Here is a 15,643-nt window from a genome sequence, read left to right as displayed (position 1 = left end):
TAAAATAAAAATCTTCAGACATGTTTAGTTCCATCATAGTAAAAAAATGCTTAGATAACAAATTCTAGATATATAAACAGAAAACCTTTTTTCAAACCTATTTTTAACATCGGAAGAGATAGAGGCTTCCGTTGAAGATAGGGAGGCTGTTATGTATTGTTTGTACATACAAAGCTGAATACTGCTGTAATCCTTTGTTAACAGCATTCAATAAAAAACTCCCCTTGTCCATCATAGACAAGGGGAGATTCTTTATTCTTCAATAGAAACATCTTTTAAATTTAACAGCTGTGTCGGAGACTGTGTCAGCCCTTTTACGCTGTCATCGACACCTAACAAATATTGCTGGTGATGGATATAAACCATTGGCGTGATTTCCGCAAGTAATTCCTGGGTTTGGCGGTAAAGCTCTAATCGTTCATCTGGATCACTTTCCTGGCGGGCTTGATCTAATAAATCGTCGAGTTCTTCATCTTCTGTGAAGGTGCGATTTCCTGGTTCGCCTAAATTATCTGAATGGAATAAAGGATATAGCCCGTTGTCCGCATCACCGGTAACAGTGGTCCAGCCAAAGACAAACATATCATGTTCCCCGTTGGCAGTCTGTTCCAGCATTGTTCCCCATTCCACCGTTCTTACTTCCGCATTGATACCAATTTCCTTCAGCTGTGCTTGGATTGTTGTTGCTGTATCGATGCGCTGACGGTCATCATTTGTCCAAATCGTGGTAGAAAACCCATTTTCATAGCCTGCTTCAGCAAGTAACTCTTTGGCCTCTTCCAGATTATATTCGTGATCCTCTATATCTTCACTGTATCCGAATACACTTGGCGCAATCGGTGTGTGTGCGGGGATCCCGACATCGTCATAGATTCCGGAAAGAATTTCCTCTTTATTAATGGCTTTTGCAATTGCCTGACGGACACGTTCATCATCAAACGGTTCCTTGTCCATGTTAAAACCTAAATACGATAATGCCAGGCTGTCCTGAGACTGCACTGATAAATGATCGGAATTTTCAATTTGAGCTACATCTGACGGACTAAGGGAATTAGCGATTTGAGAAGCACCAGTCTCTAATTCTGCGACACGGGTCAGATCTTCTGTAACTACTTTGAAAGTTACGGAATCGAGCAGTGCCGGTTCGCCCCAATACTCTTCATTGTTAACTAAGCGTACCTGCTGCCCTGGCTTCCATTCTTCGTATTTGAAAGGGCCGGTGCCTTGCGGGTTTGCACTGATGACAGTACCTGCCTCTTCGCCATCTTCCATTGCGGCATAGTCTTCTTCAATCTGGTCTTTTGAAATCATCACACCGCCGGGATGAGCAAGGTGTGCCGGTAACGCTGCAAAAGGATATTCTGTTTTAAAATGAACCGTATAATCGTCAATAACTTCTACCTCGGAAATCATATTGTACATGATTGCCCGTGGAGAACCAACCTCTGGGTCAAGCGTACGGTCAATATTTGCCTTTACAACGTCCGCATTAAAATCAGAGCCGTCATGGAAGGTCACATCTTGACGAAGCTTGAATTCCCATGTCGTATCATCAATTTGTTCCCACTCCTCTGCCAGCAAAGGCTGATTTTCCATATTCTCGTCCTGGGTAACAAGCGTTTCAAAGATATTTCTTTGTACATCACTGGACGGAGTATCATTGGATGCTGCCGGGTCAAGCGATACAGCATCGGCTGGTGTGGTAATAATTAAATCGCCGCCCTGCGATCCTCCCTCTGTCGTATTGCTGTCAGAGGATGCATTGTCATCTGGTTCACTGGCACAGGCGGCAAGTACCAGGCTGAACAGAGCAATAAATGCAAGTACATATATCTTTTTCTGTATTCTCATGATGCTGTTTTCTCCTTTAAGTATCGTAGTCTGAGTATATTACCTGAAAATAAAGATTTACCAGCCTGGAACAACAGAGCCATCAAAGTTTTCTTCAATAAATTCTTTCACTTCGTCTGTATGGTAAATATCAATAAATTGCTGAACGACTTCATCATCTTGGTTTTCTGTACGAGCTGCAATCAAGTTAACGAATGTAGAATCCTGCTCGATAAAGAGCGAATCATCATTGGGTGAAAGCCCTGCTTCAATTGCAAAGTTTGAATTGATTGCTGCTGCATCAACTTCGCCAAGCTGTCTTGGAATTTGTGCAGAGTCTAATTCCAGTAATTCAAGGTCTTTCGGATTGTCAATTACATCATTTACGGTTGCATTTACACCCAAGCCTTCTTCTAATGTGATAAGACCAGCTTGTTCAAATAATAATAAAGCACGTCCGCTGTTTGTAGGGTCGCCAGGGAGCCCTAATGTTGCGCCATCAGGAAGGTCCTCCAGAGAATCAACCGATTCGGAATAAACTCCCATCGGGAAAGTAACGGTATCTGCTACCTTCACAATATCCAAGCCTCTTTCTTCCACCATGCTGTCCATAAAAGGCTCTGTCTGGAAGCTGCTGATGTCAATTTCACCTTCATCCAGTGAAACGTTTGGCATCACATAATCACTAAAAACAACTGTTTTAATTTCTAAATCGTCTTCTGCTGCAATTTCAGCTATTTTTTCAACAATTTCTTCATGTGGACCGGCTGTTACACCTACTGTCAATACGCCGTCTTCAAGTAAATCTGAACCGCTCTCTTCCTCATCTCCTCCGCAAGCAGCGAGGAAAACGAATAATAAAGCTGTAATAAGAAGTAAATATTTCTTTTTCATGATGATTTTCCTACTTTCTTTTTTTATTTAGTAACACTCTCAAGTTGTAAAAATGCGTCGATAACGGTATTTGCATTAATTTCTTCTTTCATCAAATGAATGGATTCTTCTTCCCGTGTCACTTTTTTCGCAATGGTTTCCAGCAGCTCCTGATCATCCGTATGTATGGAGAAGTCTGCTAATTTTGTCGGGAAGCCCCATGTATCATAGTAAGCTAATAGCTTCGTAAGCTCGTTTTTATCCTGTTCGATAGCAAGCTGAGCTAAAATGCCGTAGGATACAATTTCCCCGTGAAGTGAATCGGCAATCTGCGGGGCAGCAGTTAACCCATTATGAATGGAATGCGCACCTGCAATTCGTCCAGCTTTTCCGCCGAAGCCGCCAACCATACCGCCTGTTGCGATAATTGCTTCGATAACACGAATAAGAGCATCAGTGACTTGGTTACTCTCACAAGCTTGGATTGCTGCTTCACTGTCATCCAGCAAAATATCCTTGCAGGCACGAGCGGCGAATTGAGATATTTGCAGCCAGACTGGAAGCGTGCCTTCAGGGTAGAAGGCTTCAACTAGAGAGCGAGCTTCATAGAATTTGGCTAACGTATCGCCAATGCCTGCTTTTAAGTATTTTACAGGAGCTTCTGCAATAATTGCTGGTTCTACCACTACGAGTGTATTAGATTCAGGAAACTCAGTGTAATGAGAATGAGCACCATCTTCCTGATAAAAGACGCTTAATGGCGTCCAAGCTGCGCAGGTGGCGGCAATCGTTGGGATTAAGATACTTTTTATTTGCGCATTGGCAGCCGCTGCTTTGGCAATATCCAGAGCTGTTCCCCCGCCGATGCCGATGACAGCATCTATTTGCTGTTCTTCATAAATCGAGGCCAGTCTGTCAGTTCGTTCCACGGTGCAATGCCCATCTGCAGTATGTATATCTTTTTCCTCTATTTGATCCAGCAATGCAGAAGGAAGATATGGTTTTGCTTTTTCCCAAGCAGTACGCCCGGCAACTACAGCAATCCGCTTCACCCGCAAGTCATTCAGATTTTCTATCAGGTATTCCAGAGAACCTTCACCGATTTGATAATGGCTGGGCGATCCCTTTACAGTAACTGTTTGCATGGTAAGATAACCCCTTTTACATGTGTTTAAATGCTACATAAAAAACCTCTCTATTTTGTTCTAGAGAGGTTGAATAAGTTCATTTACGAAACGTCCTCTCTTATTTTCCAAAGCACATTATGCACTTTGCAGGATTTAGCACCTTTTTTAGAACGAGTTCTAGAAAGGTTGCCGGGCTTCATCGGGCCAGTCCCTCCGCCACTCTCAATAAGAGTTCTTATGTAACTGTGGATACATTTTAATATGAAATATGAGAAAAGTCAAATATAGCTTGATGCAAGGGAGCTGGCGGGCTAATTATGTTAATCAGCACCATTTTTGGTCCCAAAATCCAAATACTTGAACGGATTATCGCTCGTTTCTTTTAAAACACATTCATCCATTTATTTCATGTTTACTCTTTCTTATTTTTTGATATAATAAGAACAAATGTTCAGAACAAAAGTTCTTATTTGGAGGAATAAATATGATTGGATTACTTCATCATTCTCTGGATAAAAAGGAAAAAATCATGATCTATTATATCGACCGCCATAACAATGTAACGCAGCGTGTTATTCGCGTCGTAGGTATAGATGATAAAAGGATTCTTGCTTATTGTTACTATAAAAAACAGGTGCGCAGCTTTAAGATAGAAAATATTTTATCCATAGGGTGTGTAAAAAGGAGCGTCGGGGCTTGAATATTGGTGTACAGGAAGAAAGGAATACGAAAGAAAAAACAATGTTAAATGAGCGGCAACGGAAGCAGAATTGCTTTCAATTAATTATCGCACATAAAGATAATTTGCTTATTGAAGTGAAATGCTATCAGGATTGTCATGTTCATCATATAAAAGGATATATAGACAGCATTAACTATCAAGACGAGCACATAGCTATAGTTGATAAGCTGGGTCAAAAGGATTTTACAATCATTAAGTTTAATGATGTAATGGACGTTTTTATATTGTAGATAAAAACCCGAATGTATTCCAAGCGGAATCATTCGGGCTTATTTCTAAACATAAACAGCGTAAGGCTGCTTTTACCTATTTCTGCTCATCCAACGCGATGTCCTTTTTCTGCTTCTTCAAATAATATGCACTCATCAGAGAAGCAATCGGAATAACCAGAGCGATGCCAAGGCCCGAAATAAGGATTCCAAGCATTTCATCATTGAACACTTTGGCATTTATAATTTGGCCAAGAGAGTAATCTAAATCCTTAAACCAGATTAGCAGCCCCATATACCCTCCGAAAAAGGCGAAGAATAGCGTGTTTGTGCTTGTACCTAGAATATCACGGCCAATACGAATGCCGGCGAAGAATAGATTCTTTCTGGAAATTTCCGGATTCTGGTCGTGGATTTCACGCATCGGAGAGGTGATTGAAATGGCAGTATCTACAATCGCCCCAATCGTGCTCATAATAATCACAGCTGTAGCAATTTGAATGAAATTTAATCCAATATGCACATTGAAAGCTGTGATTTCTCCAGATTCTTCTTCCCCAAGTCCATAAATCATGGATTGTTCGGTTAAAATAATAATGAAAAAGATTAAAATAACCATTGTTGCAATCGTAGATAAGAAAGCAAGCATCGTTTTATTATTTACCCGGTTGATGAAGAACAAGCTGACAGCACTGATGAAACCACATGCAATAAGCGTAATAATAATTGGATTCCCGGACGGGTCATTCATGACGAATACAGCCATAAGCACAATGATAAAATTGATAAAGAGGGCAATAAAAGAGCGTACGCCCTTCATACCGCCGACCCAAGCCATTAATGCAAATAATATGATTGCCAGTAATACAAGTACATTCATAATTTCGCCTGCTTTCTCCGGATAAAGAAAATGGAAATATAGATGGCAATCGGAATGGTCAATACAATCCCAATTCCGCCGACTAAAGCACGTGTTAATTCAAGGGAAAGGTTCATTGATATGGTAAAGCCGAACGGTGCTGCATTTTTAAAATAGATTAACAGCATGGGAAGGGACCCGCTGACATAGGCAAAAAATAAAATATTGGTCATGGTGCCCATGATATCTTTCCCGACTTCGTAACCTGCTTTTTTTAATGTTTTTAAATCAATCCGGTTATTTTTCTCATACATTTCAAACATGGAAGCTGATAATGTAATGGCTACATCCATTACAGCTCCTAAGGAACCGATTAGTAACCCTGCCATAAAGATGGTTTCCGGGTTCCTGGTTAAAAAGGCCATTTCTTCATAGCGCAGTCCTTGTTCGCCAGTGAAATGCAGTGCTGCATAAGCAATCACCAATGAAATTACGGTCCCTATTAATGTAGCTAAAATAGCTGTATAGGTTTTTTCGTTAAATCCTGTCGCCATCAATAAGGAGAGAATGGTGAAAATAATAATACTGATTGCAGTAATAACAGAAAGACTGATGCTTGGATTCTGTATATAAATATCTAATGCAAATGACAAAATAGCTGCATTGACAAACAAACTCAGTGCGGATAGAGCACCTCTGGATTTTCCGACTGCTAATAAAATAATCAGGAATATCCATGCGACAAACACGAAATATTTGTCCCGTTTAATATCCCCTGTTGCTTCTCCGTCTTGAGCAAGAAAGATTTCATCGCCTGCAGATAACTCATAGTCCAATGCCAGGGACTGGACATATTCATTATCAAATTCAGTTATTTCTCCTTTATCTGAACCATTTTTTACTTCTCCAACGATATGCTGGGTGACTTTTTCATCTTGATTGCCATGCTCATCTGGCTGATCTTCTCTATTTATTTCTTGAACATCGGTAATGTGAACAATCGTTCTATCATATAAATCATAATTGTTATTGATAAATATCATCGATGCGATAAAACCGATTAGTAATAGACAGACGGTAATATATTCGGTCCTGGTCCGATTTTTTAACCATGCCTTCAATATAATCACTCCAAAAATAGGATTGTCCTATTCGTATTTCCGAAAACATATACTATGATAACACTTTTAATAAGAAGGAGATACATACAACATCACAAAATTTCGGGGAATAAAGGGAAGCTTCATTCCGCGGGGGCCTTTTCATTCCCTGCGAAATGTTAATTAAACCAACCGGGCCGTTATTGGCTGTTGGTTCTCCTGCTTAGAATTTTCAGTTTCTCTCTATGCTTGAAGCGGGCATCATACAAAAGACCTTCGATGGGGCGAGTAATCGCAGCAATGATGTCAGGTTAATGCGACCGCTGCGGCGGACCGTTTTGCTTTCCGACGTACAGGACGTACTAGTGCAGACGTTGCAACAGGACGTTGCGGCCTTAGTCTGCCTAGGGGCACGCTCTTCAGCTAACTTTTGCCAAGAAGAGCACTTGGCAAAAGTGGATCTTCAGATGGTGCTGATCCCTCAGGAGTCAAAACGGTCCGCCTCCGCTAGTAGGATATTCTATACGTGAAAAAACAACTCACCAAATAGATGTTTAATCAGATAGAACATCTTTTTCATGCTGTATGGTAAAATGTTCCGTCAAGATTACTTTCTGAGCATAAATGCTATTCCCTGTATTTCATATTCATGCTGTCATGATTGGGTTGTTCAGACGAAAGTTGCTATTTCCTTCAGCTCATTAAAATCTTATTTCTTTCATTCGCTGTAGAATCCTATCAGAGCGCAGGCCAACCACGCAGACTCCTATGGGAACAGGGCGAGCTGAAGATCCACTTGAAAAGCGGTTTTCTTTTCAAGTTAGCTGAAGCCGTCCCCATGGAAAGCGAAGTGGTTGGCCGGAGCGGAGCTATGCACCATCATCAATTCCAAAAAGGCCGGATATTTCACCAAAATGCAAGCATGGTAATGAAGAACATGTTCATCTTGGAATAGCAAGAAATATTTGCTTATTCTTAGGTGCGAAAGTTGAGTATTTAAGAAAATTCATTAACCTGACAACATTGGTAATCGCAGTCCCAGTCCCAATCAGTTACATTGCAATAAAACAAAAAGTCACCCATAACCTTCTTATTTTAGTATGTACCAAAAGGGAGTGCGTATTTCAACCTGTCCAACTTTTTGGACATTTATAGGAATTCCATGCTACAATTTTGTCAAATACTTTTGACAAAAAGGAGCTTAGTTGGTGAAGAATAAGATTAAAACATTACGGAAGCAATCGAATATGACACAAGAAAAACTGTCTAAGCTTTGCGGTGTTTCCAGGCAAACCATTAACTGTGTGGAAAATGATAAATACGATCCGACGTTAGAACTGGCATTTAAAATATCCAGAGCGCTTGATAAAAATGTAGAAGAGGTGTTTATGTATGACAAAATTTCATAAAGACTACCGTGTAACGATGAAAGATATTAAAAAAGAGGGGGATTCTATTTTGAGAAAACAGTTAGACCCTGTATCTCTCCCTGTTTCGGAGGAAACGAAAACAGAGCTGGAATGCATGATGACGTATTTGAAAAACAGTCAGGATCCTGAGATAGCAAAGAAATATCAGCTGAGGCCGGGAGCAGGGCTTTCAGCAAATCAAGTTGGCATCAATAAAAGCATGTTTGTCATACGATATCAGACAGAAAAGGAGGAAACAATGGAATTAAAGCTGATTAACCCCAAATTGATCAGCCATGCTGCAAATATAATCTATCTTCCGGAAGGGGAAGGATGCCTGTCTGTAAACAGGGAAGTATCTGGACACGTGCCGCGTTATGAGAGAATAAAGGTGCAGGCCTTTGATACAGAGGGAGAGGAGCATACATATACCTTTAAGGGATATAGCTCTATCTTAGTACAGCATGAAATGGATCACCTGAATGGCATCATGTTTTTTGACCGGATTAATAAAGAACGGCCATTTTTGAATTTACAGTAGGATTCAAGCTTTTTAGGGAAGGGGGAATCGCAGTGAATCCGTTTACTGCAATATTACAGGAAGCGTATGGAGTCCATCCTGTTCACGTACAATCCAAACAGGGAGGATGGGCGTCCCTTGCCTTTGAAATAAAGGCGGAGGATGCTGCTTATTTTTTGAAGGTATATGAAAAGAGACGTGCTTCTACGCCAAAGTTGACCGCGTGGATTGACCAGTATGCTCCCATTGTGGAGTGGTTAGCATATAACAGTGATTTAAAAGGAAAAATTCCTGTTCCGCTACAGACAAAGGAAGGGAAGTATCAATGTGAAGACACAGAAAATAGTTATTTGCTGTATCCTTTTATTGATGGGGAAACCATTGGTGAACAAGGCTTAACCAAGCAGCAGGTATCAGAATTTGCACATATAATAGCCGCACTCCACTCATTTGGGAAGGAAATCCCTTTTCCAACGAAAGCTCTGAAGGAGGACTTTGACGTGCCTTTTTTAGAAGAATTGGAAGAGGTCATTCATTTCAATGAAAAACATATCCCGGGGGAGCTACATGCCCTTTTTCGTGAAAATCGGGAAAAAATAGCTGCATGGATCAGCAGCATAAAAGAACTTTCAGAAAAGCTGAAATCTGCTTCCTTCGATATGGTCTTATGTCATACAGATTTGCATCATTGGAATTTGATGCAGGGGGAGAAGCTATTATTAATAGATTGGGAAGGACTGAAACTGGCTCCTCCTGAAGCAGATATGATGTTTCTGACAGAAAAGCCTTATTGGAAGCAGTTTATGGAAGTCTACCTTCAGCATCATGAAAGTTATCATATCAATCAAGATGCTCTTGCTTTTTACCAGTTAAGAAGAAGGCTGGAGGATATTTGGGAGTTTGCTGAGCAGTTATTATATGAAGAACCGGATGCGCAAGAAAAGGAGGAAATTATCGGTTATTTGAGGGAATTAACAGATGATACAAATTGACCGCTTGAGATGCCGGGTTAAACATTCTCTAAAAGGGGAATAAGAAAAGGTGTTTGTAATAAAATCAAGGGAAGTGAAGGAATGTTTTTAGCTTGGAATGAAATAAAGAACAACAAGCTGCGTTTCACCTTAGTTATAGGTGTGCTGGTACTTATTTCTTATCTTGTATTCTTTTTATCCGGTCTGGCCAATGGACTGGAGCAGCTTAATCGGGAGGCTGTTGATAAATGGGAAGCAGACGGTGTTATTCTAACAGAGGAATCCGATTTACGTCTGCAGCAATCCATCGTGTCTGCGGATGATTTTGACGGGGCCGGAGTGGATGAATATACCGAATTATCTCAGCTCAGCGCAATAGCGAGTCATGGGGATAAAAAAGAAAATGTATTTATCTTTGCTGTAGATGAAGCGTCCTTTATCATGCCAAATGTGACAGAAGGAAACGCATTCGCGGATGAGGGAGAAGTAATAGCGGATGATACATTAAAAGAAGACGGCTTTGAAATTGGTGATGAGATTTCCTTATCTTCCACAGAGGAGACGTTGGAAATCACTGGCTTTACGGATAAAGCCAGATTTAATGCAGCGCCAGTGCTGTTCACAGACTTAAATACGCTGGAAACATTGCAATATGGGGAAATGGCTGAAGGGGATAACGATGCAGTGAATGCCTTTGTTATTCGTACAGATAACTTAGACAGTGTGGAAGCAGATGAAGCATTGCAGGTGGTTGATACAGAAACGTTTATAGAGAATCTGCCTGGTTATACAGAGCAGAACTTGACGCTGACATTAATGATATACTTCCTGTTTGTTATTTCAGCTGTGGTCCTGGCGATTTTTCTCTACGTGCTTACTATTCAGAAGATAAGTATTTTCGGGGTGATGAAGGCTCAGGGAATATCCTCCCAATACTTGGCCGGCTCTGTTGTAGCGCAGACATTTTTACTTTCTTTAGCTGGGGTGATGATTGGGCTGGTTCTTGCTGTAGTTACAGGATTATTCCTGCCGGCAGCTGTACCGGTAGCCTTTAATTACATTGAAATGCTGGTCTATGGAATGATTCTGATTGCCGTATCCGTCATTGGAGCATTTATTTCTGTACAGACCATTGTGCGAATTGACCCATTACGGGCGATAGGAGGTTAAGGGAATATGGCTATTTTAGAATTGAAAAAGGTGCAGAAAACCTTTGGATCTGGCAGAACAAAAGTAGAAGCAATGAAAGAAACGAATTTTGAGGCGCAACAAGGCGAATTAGTTGCAGTTATTGGCCCCTCTGGTTCCGGAAAAAGTACGTTTTTAAGTATCGCCGGAGGGCTGCAGACACCCACAGCGGGAGAAGTCAGGATGAACGGCACAGCTTTGACTGATTTAAAGGAAAAAAAGCGTGCAGCGTTAAGGCTGAAAGAAGTCGGCTTTGTTTTGCAGGCATCGAATCTGGTTCCTTATTTAAACGTTGGACAGCAGATGCAGCTGCTGGATAAGGTAAAGAAAGGGAATATGTCTAAAGCAGAATCCGAAGCGCTCTATCAGTCGTTAGGCATTGATCATTTGCTTCGCAGCTTCCCAAAAGACTTATCTGGCGGAGAGAGGCAGCGGGTAGCGATTGCTAAAGCACTCTATACCAACCCAAGTCTTATTTTAGCAGATGAACCGACGGCGTCACTTGACTCTGACCGTGCATTTGAAGTGATGCGTATGTTAAAAGAAATTACAGAAGAAAAGCAAACAGCAACAATCGTTGTAACACATGATACCCGACTGATTGAGGATTGTGATAAAGTCTATCAAATGACAGATGGGAACATGGAATTACAGGAAAAAGAACGTTATACGGTATGACAAAAAGGATGTGATTTCCATTCACTGGAACATCGCATCCTTTTTCATTCTGTTACAAAAATGGATTATAAAACCTGCTGCCATCATGAAAGGTGATTATCAACGATACGGTCAAAATGACTGCTCCAACAGCTATCGTGATATAATCTGCCCGTTTAAAAGGCTTGATGCTGTACCAGGTTCTTTTTTTATTTTTCCCAAATCCTCTTAACTCCATAGCGTTACTGATTACTTCAATTCTGTCCAAACTGGATAGGATTAAAGGAAGAATAATAGCTCCTGCATTTTTGATCCGCTTAGCTAATTTTTCATTTTTTGATAAATCAATCCCGCGGGCCTGCTGAGCTTGGGCAATAGTACGGAAGTCCCGTTGGATATCTGGAATATACCGGAGTGCCAAGGAGACAGAATAAGCGATTTTATAATTGATTCCAATCCGGTGGAGAGAAGCAGCGAATTCACTCGGATGGGTAGTGACGATAAATAGTAACGCAGCCGGAATAACGACAAAATATTTTAATGTAATATTAAATTGATAAAAGATTTGCTCCAGTGTCATATTATAACGCCCGGCTATTTCAAAAAGTACATGATTGGTACCATAGATCCGGACACCTTCCTGAGGTGAAAACAGGTAAATAGCGATATTATTCAACAGTAAAAAGATTAAAATAAAGATTAATACAAAGGCGATGTCCCGGATATGAACCTTTGAAACAATGAATATGGTCATGCTTATAATGAATAAAAATAATAGAATCCTTGTATCATAAGTGAGCATTGCAGCGGAGGACCACATGATAAAAATAATCAATTTAGTGACCCCTGATAATCGATGGACAGGGGATTCCTTTTCGATATAAGATAACATTTCTACGGCCATGCTTTGCGTACCTCCCTGTCGAAGGCAATAAACCTGGATACAAACTCGACCGGTTCCTCAATACCGGTAAGAACTGCTAAATCAAATAAGGACGTTTCTTTTAAATTAGCTTCCGCCACAATCGCTTCATTGGTTAAGATATTTATAGGTGAATCATCTGCAGTTACTTTGCCATCTGCTATGACAATCGCCCTTTGCGTATATTCCAGCATTAAATGCATGTCATGTGTAATCATCATAATGGTAATACCTTGGGCGTTTAAATCTGCCAGGAATTCCATCATCTCCGTATAGTGATAGAAATCCTGCCCGGCAGTAGGCTCGTCCAGAATAATTATTTCTGGCTTCAGCACTAAAATAGAAGCGATGGTTACCCTCTTTTTCTGCCCAAAGCTTAACGCGGAGATCGGCCAATTTCGAAAAGGATACAGACCGCATATTTTTAATGTGTTTTCTACCCTCTCTCTTATTTCTTCTTCGGAATAAGTTCCCTTCATAACAAGGCCTAAGGCTACTTCGTCATAAATCATATGCTTTGAGATCATTTGATTTGGATTTTGCATCACCATGCCGATCCGTTCAGCACGCTGATAGATAGTGTCTCCGGTAATATCCTTTTCGTGATAGATGATTTTTCCTTGGTTATTTTTTTCAAATCCGCAAATTAATTTGGATAAAGTTGATTTACCTGCACCATTTTTACCGACAATGCTTACCATTTCTCCCTTATCAATGGAAAAGGATACCTTTTTAATGTTATTTTCCTTGCCACTATATGTGAAGGAGACGTCCTCCAGCTGCAAAACAGGATGTGTCAGCGTTCTCTTTTTTGCGGGCGGAGATTGCTCAAACCAATGTAAAAGCTTGTCTTTGAATGCCTCTGTTTGCAATGTATTCAAGTGTGCTAAGCCATGCTGCGGAGTGAGGAGACAACCCGCGTATTTTAATGCTTTGATGTATAAGGGCTCTCGAATGTTATTTCTCTGTAACGCATCGGAGGCAAGCAATACATTGGGAGAGGAATCATTTACAATCTCTCCGTCATTAACAACGATAATTCTGTCCACATTCCGGTATAATACATCCTCTAAACGATGCTCAATGATAACGACCGTCGTATTTGTCTCCTTTTGAATCTGATCAATTAAATCTATGGCATGTCTCCCTGTAGCAGGGTCCAAATTGGCCAATGGTTCATCAAAAAGGAGAATATCTACGTCATCCACCATGACTCCAGCGAGAGAGACCCGCTGCTTTTGTCCGCCGGAAAGAGCATGGATAGAAGCATCTAAGTATTCATCCATATCTACAAGGCGTGAGACATCGGCTACCCTTTTCATCATGGTGTCATGCGGAGTAACATTATTTTCTAAAGAGAAAGCAATATCCTCGCCGACAGATAAGCCGATAAATTGTCCGTCAGGATCCTGCAATACCGTGCCAACCATTTTGGATAACGAAAAGATATCGAGCTCTTTTGTTTCCTGTCCTTGGATTTTCAAGCTTCCTGTCATCTCCCCTTTATACGAGAAAGGCACCAGCCCATTGAGGCAATGAGCTAGTGTGCTTTTTCCAGAACCAGAAGGGCCTGCAATTAATATTTTTTCTCCTTGATGAATGGTTAAATCAATATTTTTTAACGTAGGTTCCTGTTGGCTTCGATATTTAAATGTAACATTTTCAAACTGGATAATAGGCTGTTTCATGTTTATCTCCCTTAAAGTATCTGCTGTTCTCAGAAATCAGATAACGGCAACAGATACTATTCTTTGGTAAGACTCCCGCTTTGACTTTTGGTTTTTGCATAAGATGCGATTAGAATCGTACCAAGAATGCCGGTGGTTATAATATTGGCAATACCGGCGAAAGCGCCTTGTACAAATACTTTATTTGCAGGCTCTGCATAAATCAATATGTCTAAAGCTGGAGCAATCAAGAACCAGCCTATCGCTTGTACACCTGCTTGTACCACATTGAACTGAATGATTTGTCTGGAGGCAAATATTCCTGACTCTATATCGATTTTTCTAGTGAATAAGCCGATAAAAAAGCCGATAAATACCGATACAAACACCCAGCTCCACCAAATAGAACCATAAAATACGGCATCCTTTAAGGCGTGACCGATTAAACCAATCAGTCCTCCGGCAATAGGGCCAAAAACGACGCTCATTAAAGCTAAAAAGGCATATGCGGTTTCAATGGTTGTATTTGGTATCCCGGTTGGAATGGCTGCAAAGCGCCCTAAAATAACAAATACTGCTGAACCAATTCCAATTGCTACAATTGTTTTAATAGATAACCCATTTCTCTTCAATTCCCAATTCCCCCTTTAAATGATATGTTCTTATTTTATTAAATACCAATCAGCTTATTTTCGGTGCTTTGCGAATAATAATTTGCCAATGGGGCCCAGTTTCTACGTGATACGCATTGGCAAAGGAGCCCTGGTTAATCGCAACGCCTAAATTATCCAACGAATTCACATACAGCAAAGGCTCTCCGAGGCGAATTTCGGCAAAGGAATGCCGGTATGTCATGATATTTTTATATACCTGCTGGCGGTTATTGGCGATAGTGACTTCGAAAGCATCTCCGTGAGCCACATTAATTTCTTGAAACAACTCTCTGCTGATGTTGGTCCATAGATTGCCGAAGCGAATATCTAATATATCAATATTACCGTAGACGATATCTTCTTCTATATAAGCTTCCGGTTTTGTTAATTCAACAATATCGTTTACATCAACAGGGGCTCCGACTTCTTCAAAGGTAATGGTATTTGATGCTAATCTTGCTCCTGTATAGGCATAAACGTCACGTCCATGAAACGTATAGGATTCCCCTGAGCGAGGTAAACGGTTTGTTTTCTCATCGATGATTCTGGCTTCCTTAATGCCGATGTCCTTTTTAATATGGGTAAGTGTTCCATTATCCGGCGTCACAATATATTGGTTATTCACCGTTTTAACGACGACGCTCAGCCTTGCAGTACCAACTCCTGGATCAACTACAGAGATAAAAACTGTTTCCTCTGGCCAATATGGTAACGTTTGATAGAGGCGATAGGAGCCTTCCCAAATATTATATTGCGGGATATCGTGTGTCAGGTCGAATACCCGGAGCTTGGAATCTACAGAAAGTGCTACCCCATACATGGCACTGACTGCTCCGTCGCTAAGACCAAAATCTGTTTGAATGACTAAATTTCTTCCCATTTTAAATTCCTCCTTAATAATATGTGCTCAAAAATT

Annotated in this window: 16 protein-coding genes and 1 riboswitch; of the genes, 7 read left to right on the top strand and 9 right to left on the bottom strand. The window is 40.7% G+C overall.

Annotated features, from left to right (window positions below; genetic code table 11):
• Positions 1-252 precede the first annotated feature (252 nt).
• Genes ACZSMY_RS15865 through ACZSMY_RS15855 form a run of 3 tightly spaced genes read right to left on the bottom strand, consistent with a single transcriptional unit; the run spans position 253 to position 3,848 of the window.
• A complete protein-coding gene (locus ACZSMY_RS15865; RefSeq protein WP_042529173.1) occupies positions 253-1,851 on the bottom strand; it encodes a glutathione ABC transporter substrate-binding protein in 1,599 nt (532 codons plus the stop codon).
• 57 nt (positions 1,852-1,908) lie between these two features.
• Positions 1,909-2,724 (bottom strand): MetQ/NlpA family ABC transporter substrate-binding protein, encoded by an 816-nt coding sequence (locus ACZSMY_RS15860; protein WP_042529174.1) that lies wholly within the window; start codon positions 2,722-2,724, stop codon positions 1,909-1,911.
• Between the two features lie 23 nt (positions 2,725-2,747).
• On the bottom strand, positions 2,748-3,848 hold the full coding sequence (locus tag ACZSMY_RS15855; protein WP_256705268.1) for an iron-containing alcohol dehydrogenase family protein: 1,101 nt from the start codon (positions 3,846-3,848) through the stop codon (positions 2,748-2,750).
• Positions 3,849-3,945: 97 nt separating this feature from the next.
• A riboswitch (SAM riboswitch) is annotated at positions 3,946-4,062 on the bottom strand.
• 252 nt (positions 4,063-4,314) lie between these two features.
• On the opposite strand from ACZSMY_RS15855, the gene ACZSMY_RS15850 reads away from it, so the two are divergent.
• Entirely contained in the window at positions 4,315-4,530 is a 216-nt protein-coding gene (locus ACZSMY_RS15850; protein ID WP_042529178.1) for a hypothetical protein, read from the top strand.
• A complete protein-coding gene (locus ACZSMY_RS15845; RefSeq protein ID WP_042529180.1) occupies positions 4,527-4,802 on the top strand; it encodes a YolD-like family protein in 276 nt (91 codons plus the stop codon). Before ACZSMY_RS15850 ends, ACZSMY_RS15845 begins: the two co-directional genes overlap by 4 nt.
• Positions 4,803-4,878: 76 nt before the next feature.
• On the opposite strand, the gene ACZSMY_RS15840 is transcribed toward ACZSMY_RS15845, so the two are convergent.
• Together ACZSMY_RS15840 and ACZSMY_RS15835 are read right to left on the bottom strand one after the other, a co-directional pair.
• Entirely contained in the window at positions 4,879-5,661 is a 783-nt protein-coding gene (locus tag ACZSMY_RS15840; protein ID WP_042529182.1) for a YibE/F family protein, read from the bottom strand.
• Positions 5,658-6,770, bottom strand: a complete 1,113-nt coding sequence (locus ACZSMY_RS15835) for a YibE/F family protein (protein WP_413465464.1) — start codon at positions 6,768-6,770, stop codon at positions 5,658-5,660. The genes ACZSMY_RS15840 and ACZSMY_RS15835 overlap by 4 nt, the downstream gene beginning before the upstream one ends.
• Positions 6,771-7,948: 1,178 nt before the next feature.
• On the opposite strand from ACZSMY_RS15835, the gene ACZSMY_RS15830 reads away from it, so the two are divergent.
• From ACZSMY_RS15830 to ACZSMY_RS15810, 5 genes are all read left to right on the top strand, one after another.
• Complete coding sequence (locus tag ACZSMY_RS15830) at positions 7,949-8,149, top strand: helix-turn-helix transcriptional regulator (protein WP_042529184.1); 201 nt, start codon at positions 7,949-7,951, stop codon at positions 8,147-8,149.
• A complete protein-coding gene (gene def / locus ACZSMY_RS15825; protein ID WP_042529186.1) occupies positions 8,133-8,690 on the top strand; it encodes a peptide deformylase in 558 nt (185 codons plus the stop codon). The genes ACZSMY_RS15830 and def overlap by 17 nt, the downstream gene beginning before the upstream one ends.
• 32 nt (positions 8,691-8,722) lie before the next feature.
• Positions 8,723-9,661, top strand: a complete 939-nt coding sequence (locus ACZSMY_RS15820; protein ID WP_042529190.1) for an aminoglycoside phosphotransferase family protein — start codon at positions 8,723-8,725, stop codon at positions 9,659-9,661.
• Between the two features lie 81 nt (positions 9,662-9,742).
• Entirely contained in the window at positions 9,743-10,810 is a 1,068-nt protein-coding gene (locus ACZSMY_RS15815; protein WP_042529192.1) for an ABC transporter permease, read from the top strand.
• 6 nt (positions 10,811-10,816) lie between these two features.
• A complete protein-coding gene (locus ACZSMY_RS15810) occupies positions 10,817-11,506 on the top strand; it encodes an ABC transporter ATP-binding protein (protein ID WP_193064801.1) in 690 nt (229 codons plus the stop codon).
• Positions 11,507-11,558: 52 nt separating this feature from the next.
• Here ACZSMY_RS15810 and ACZSMY_RS15805 read toward each other — a convergent pair whose 3' ends face one another.
• From ACZSMY_RS15805 to ACZSMY_RS15790, 4 genes are read right to left on the bottom strand one after another with little or no spacing between them, the layout of a single operon-like run.
• Complete coding sequence (locus ACZSMY_RS15805; protein WP_193064800.1) at positions 11,559-12,389, bottom strand: energy-coupling factor transporter transmembrane component T family protein; 831 nt, start codon at positions 12,387-12,389, stop codon at positions 11,559-11,561.
• Positions 12,380-14,095, bottom strand: coding sequence for an ABC transporter ATP-binding protein (locus ACZSMY_RS15800; protein WP_465147966.1), 1,716 nt, complete (start codon positions 14,093-14,095; stop codon positions 12,380-12,382). The genes ACZSMY_RS15805 and ACZSMY_RS15800 overlap by 10 nt, the downstream gene beginning before the upstream one ends.
• A 56-nt stretch (positions 14,096-14,151) precedes the next feature.
• A complete protein-coding gene (locus ACZSMY_RS15795) occupies positions 14,152-14,706 on the bottom strand; it encodes an ECF-type riboflavin transporter substrate-binding protein (protein WP_368901245.1) in 555 nt (184 codons plus the stop codon).
• 49 nt (positions 14,707-14,755) lie between these two features.
• Entirely contained in the window at positions 14,756-15,607 is an 852-nt protein-coding gene (locus tag ACZSMY_RS15790; RefSeq protein ID WP_042529202.1) for an SAM hydrolase/SAM-dependent halogenase family protein, read from the bottom strand.
• Between the last annotated feature and the right edge of the window lie 36 nt (positions 15,608-15,643).

The sequence above is a fragment of the Oceanobacillus sp. B139/18 genome (assembly GCF_055524595.1).
Note: the sequence above shows the minus strand (reverse complement) of the source record. Positions and strands in the feature narration are given on the sequence as shown.

Excerpts from the sequence above, each read along its gene's own strand:
- ACZSMY_RS15865 (WP_042529173.1), bottom strand. The coding sequence starts at position 1,851 with ATGAGAATACAGAAAAAGATATATGTACTTGCATTTATTGCTCTGTTC.
- ACZSMY_RS15860 (WP_042529174.1), bottom strand. The coding sequence starts at position 2,724 with ATGAAAAAGAAATATTTACTTCTTATTACAGCTTTATTATTCGTTTTC.
- ACZSMY_RS15855 (WP_256705268.1), bottom strand. The coding sequence starts at position 3,848 with ATGCAAACAGTTACTGTAAAGGGATCGCCCAGCCATTATCAAATCGGT.
- ACZSMY_RS15850 (WP_042529178.1), top strand. The coding sequence starts at position 4,315 with ATGATTGGATTACTTCATCATTCTCTGGATAAAAAGGAAAAAATCATG.
- ACZSMY_RS15840 (WP_042529182.1), bottom strand. The coding sequence starts at position 5,661 with ATGAATGTACTTGTATTACTGGCAATCATATTATTTGCATTAATGGCT.
- def (WP_042529186.1), top strand. The coding sequence starts at position 8,133 with ATGACAAAATTTCATAAAGACTACCGTGTAACGATGAAAGATATTAAA.
- ACZSMY_RS15815 (WP_042529192.1), top strand. The coding sequence starts at position 9,743 with ATGTTTTTAGCTTGGAATGAAATAAAGAACAACAAGCTGCGTTTCACC.
- ACZSMY_RS15810 (WP_193064801.1), top strand. The coding sequence starts at position 10,817 with ATGGCTATTTTAGAATTGAAAAAGGTGCAGAAAACCTTTGGATCTGGC.
- ACZSMY_RS15805 (WP_193064800.1), bottom strand. The coding sequence starts at position 12,389 with ATGGCCGTAGAAATGTTATCTTATATCGAAAAGGAATCCCCTGTCCAT.
- ACZSMY_RS15800 (WP_465147966.1), bottom strand. The coding sequence starts at position 14,095 with ATGAAACAGCCTATTATCCAGTTTGAAAATGTTACATTTAAATATCGA.
- ACZSMY_RS15790 (WP_042529202.1), bottom strand. The coding sequence starts at position 15,607 with ATGGGAAGAAATTTAGTCATTCAAACAGATTTTGGTCTTAGCGACGGA.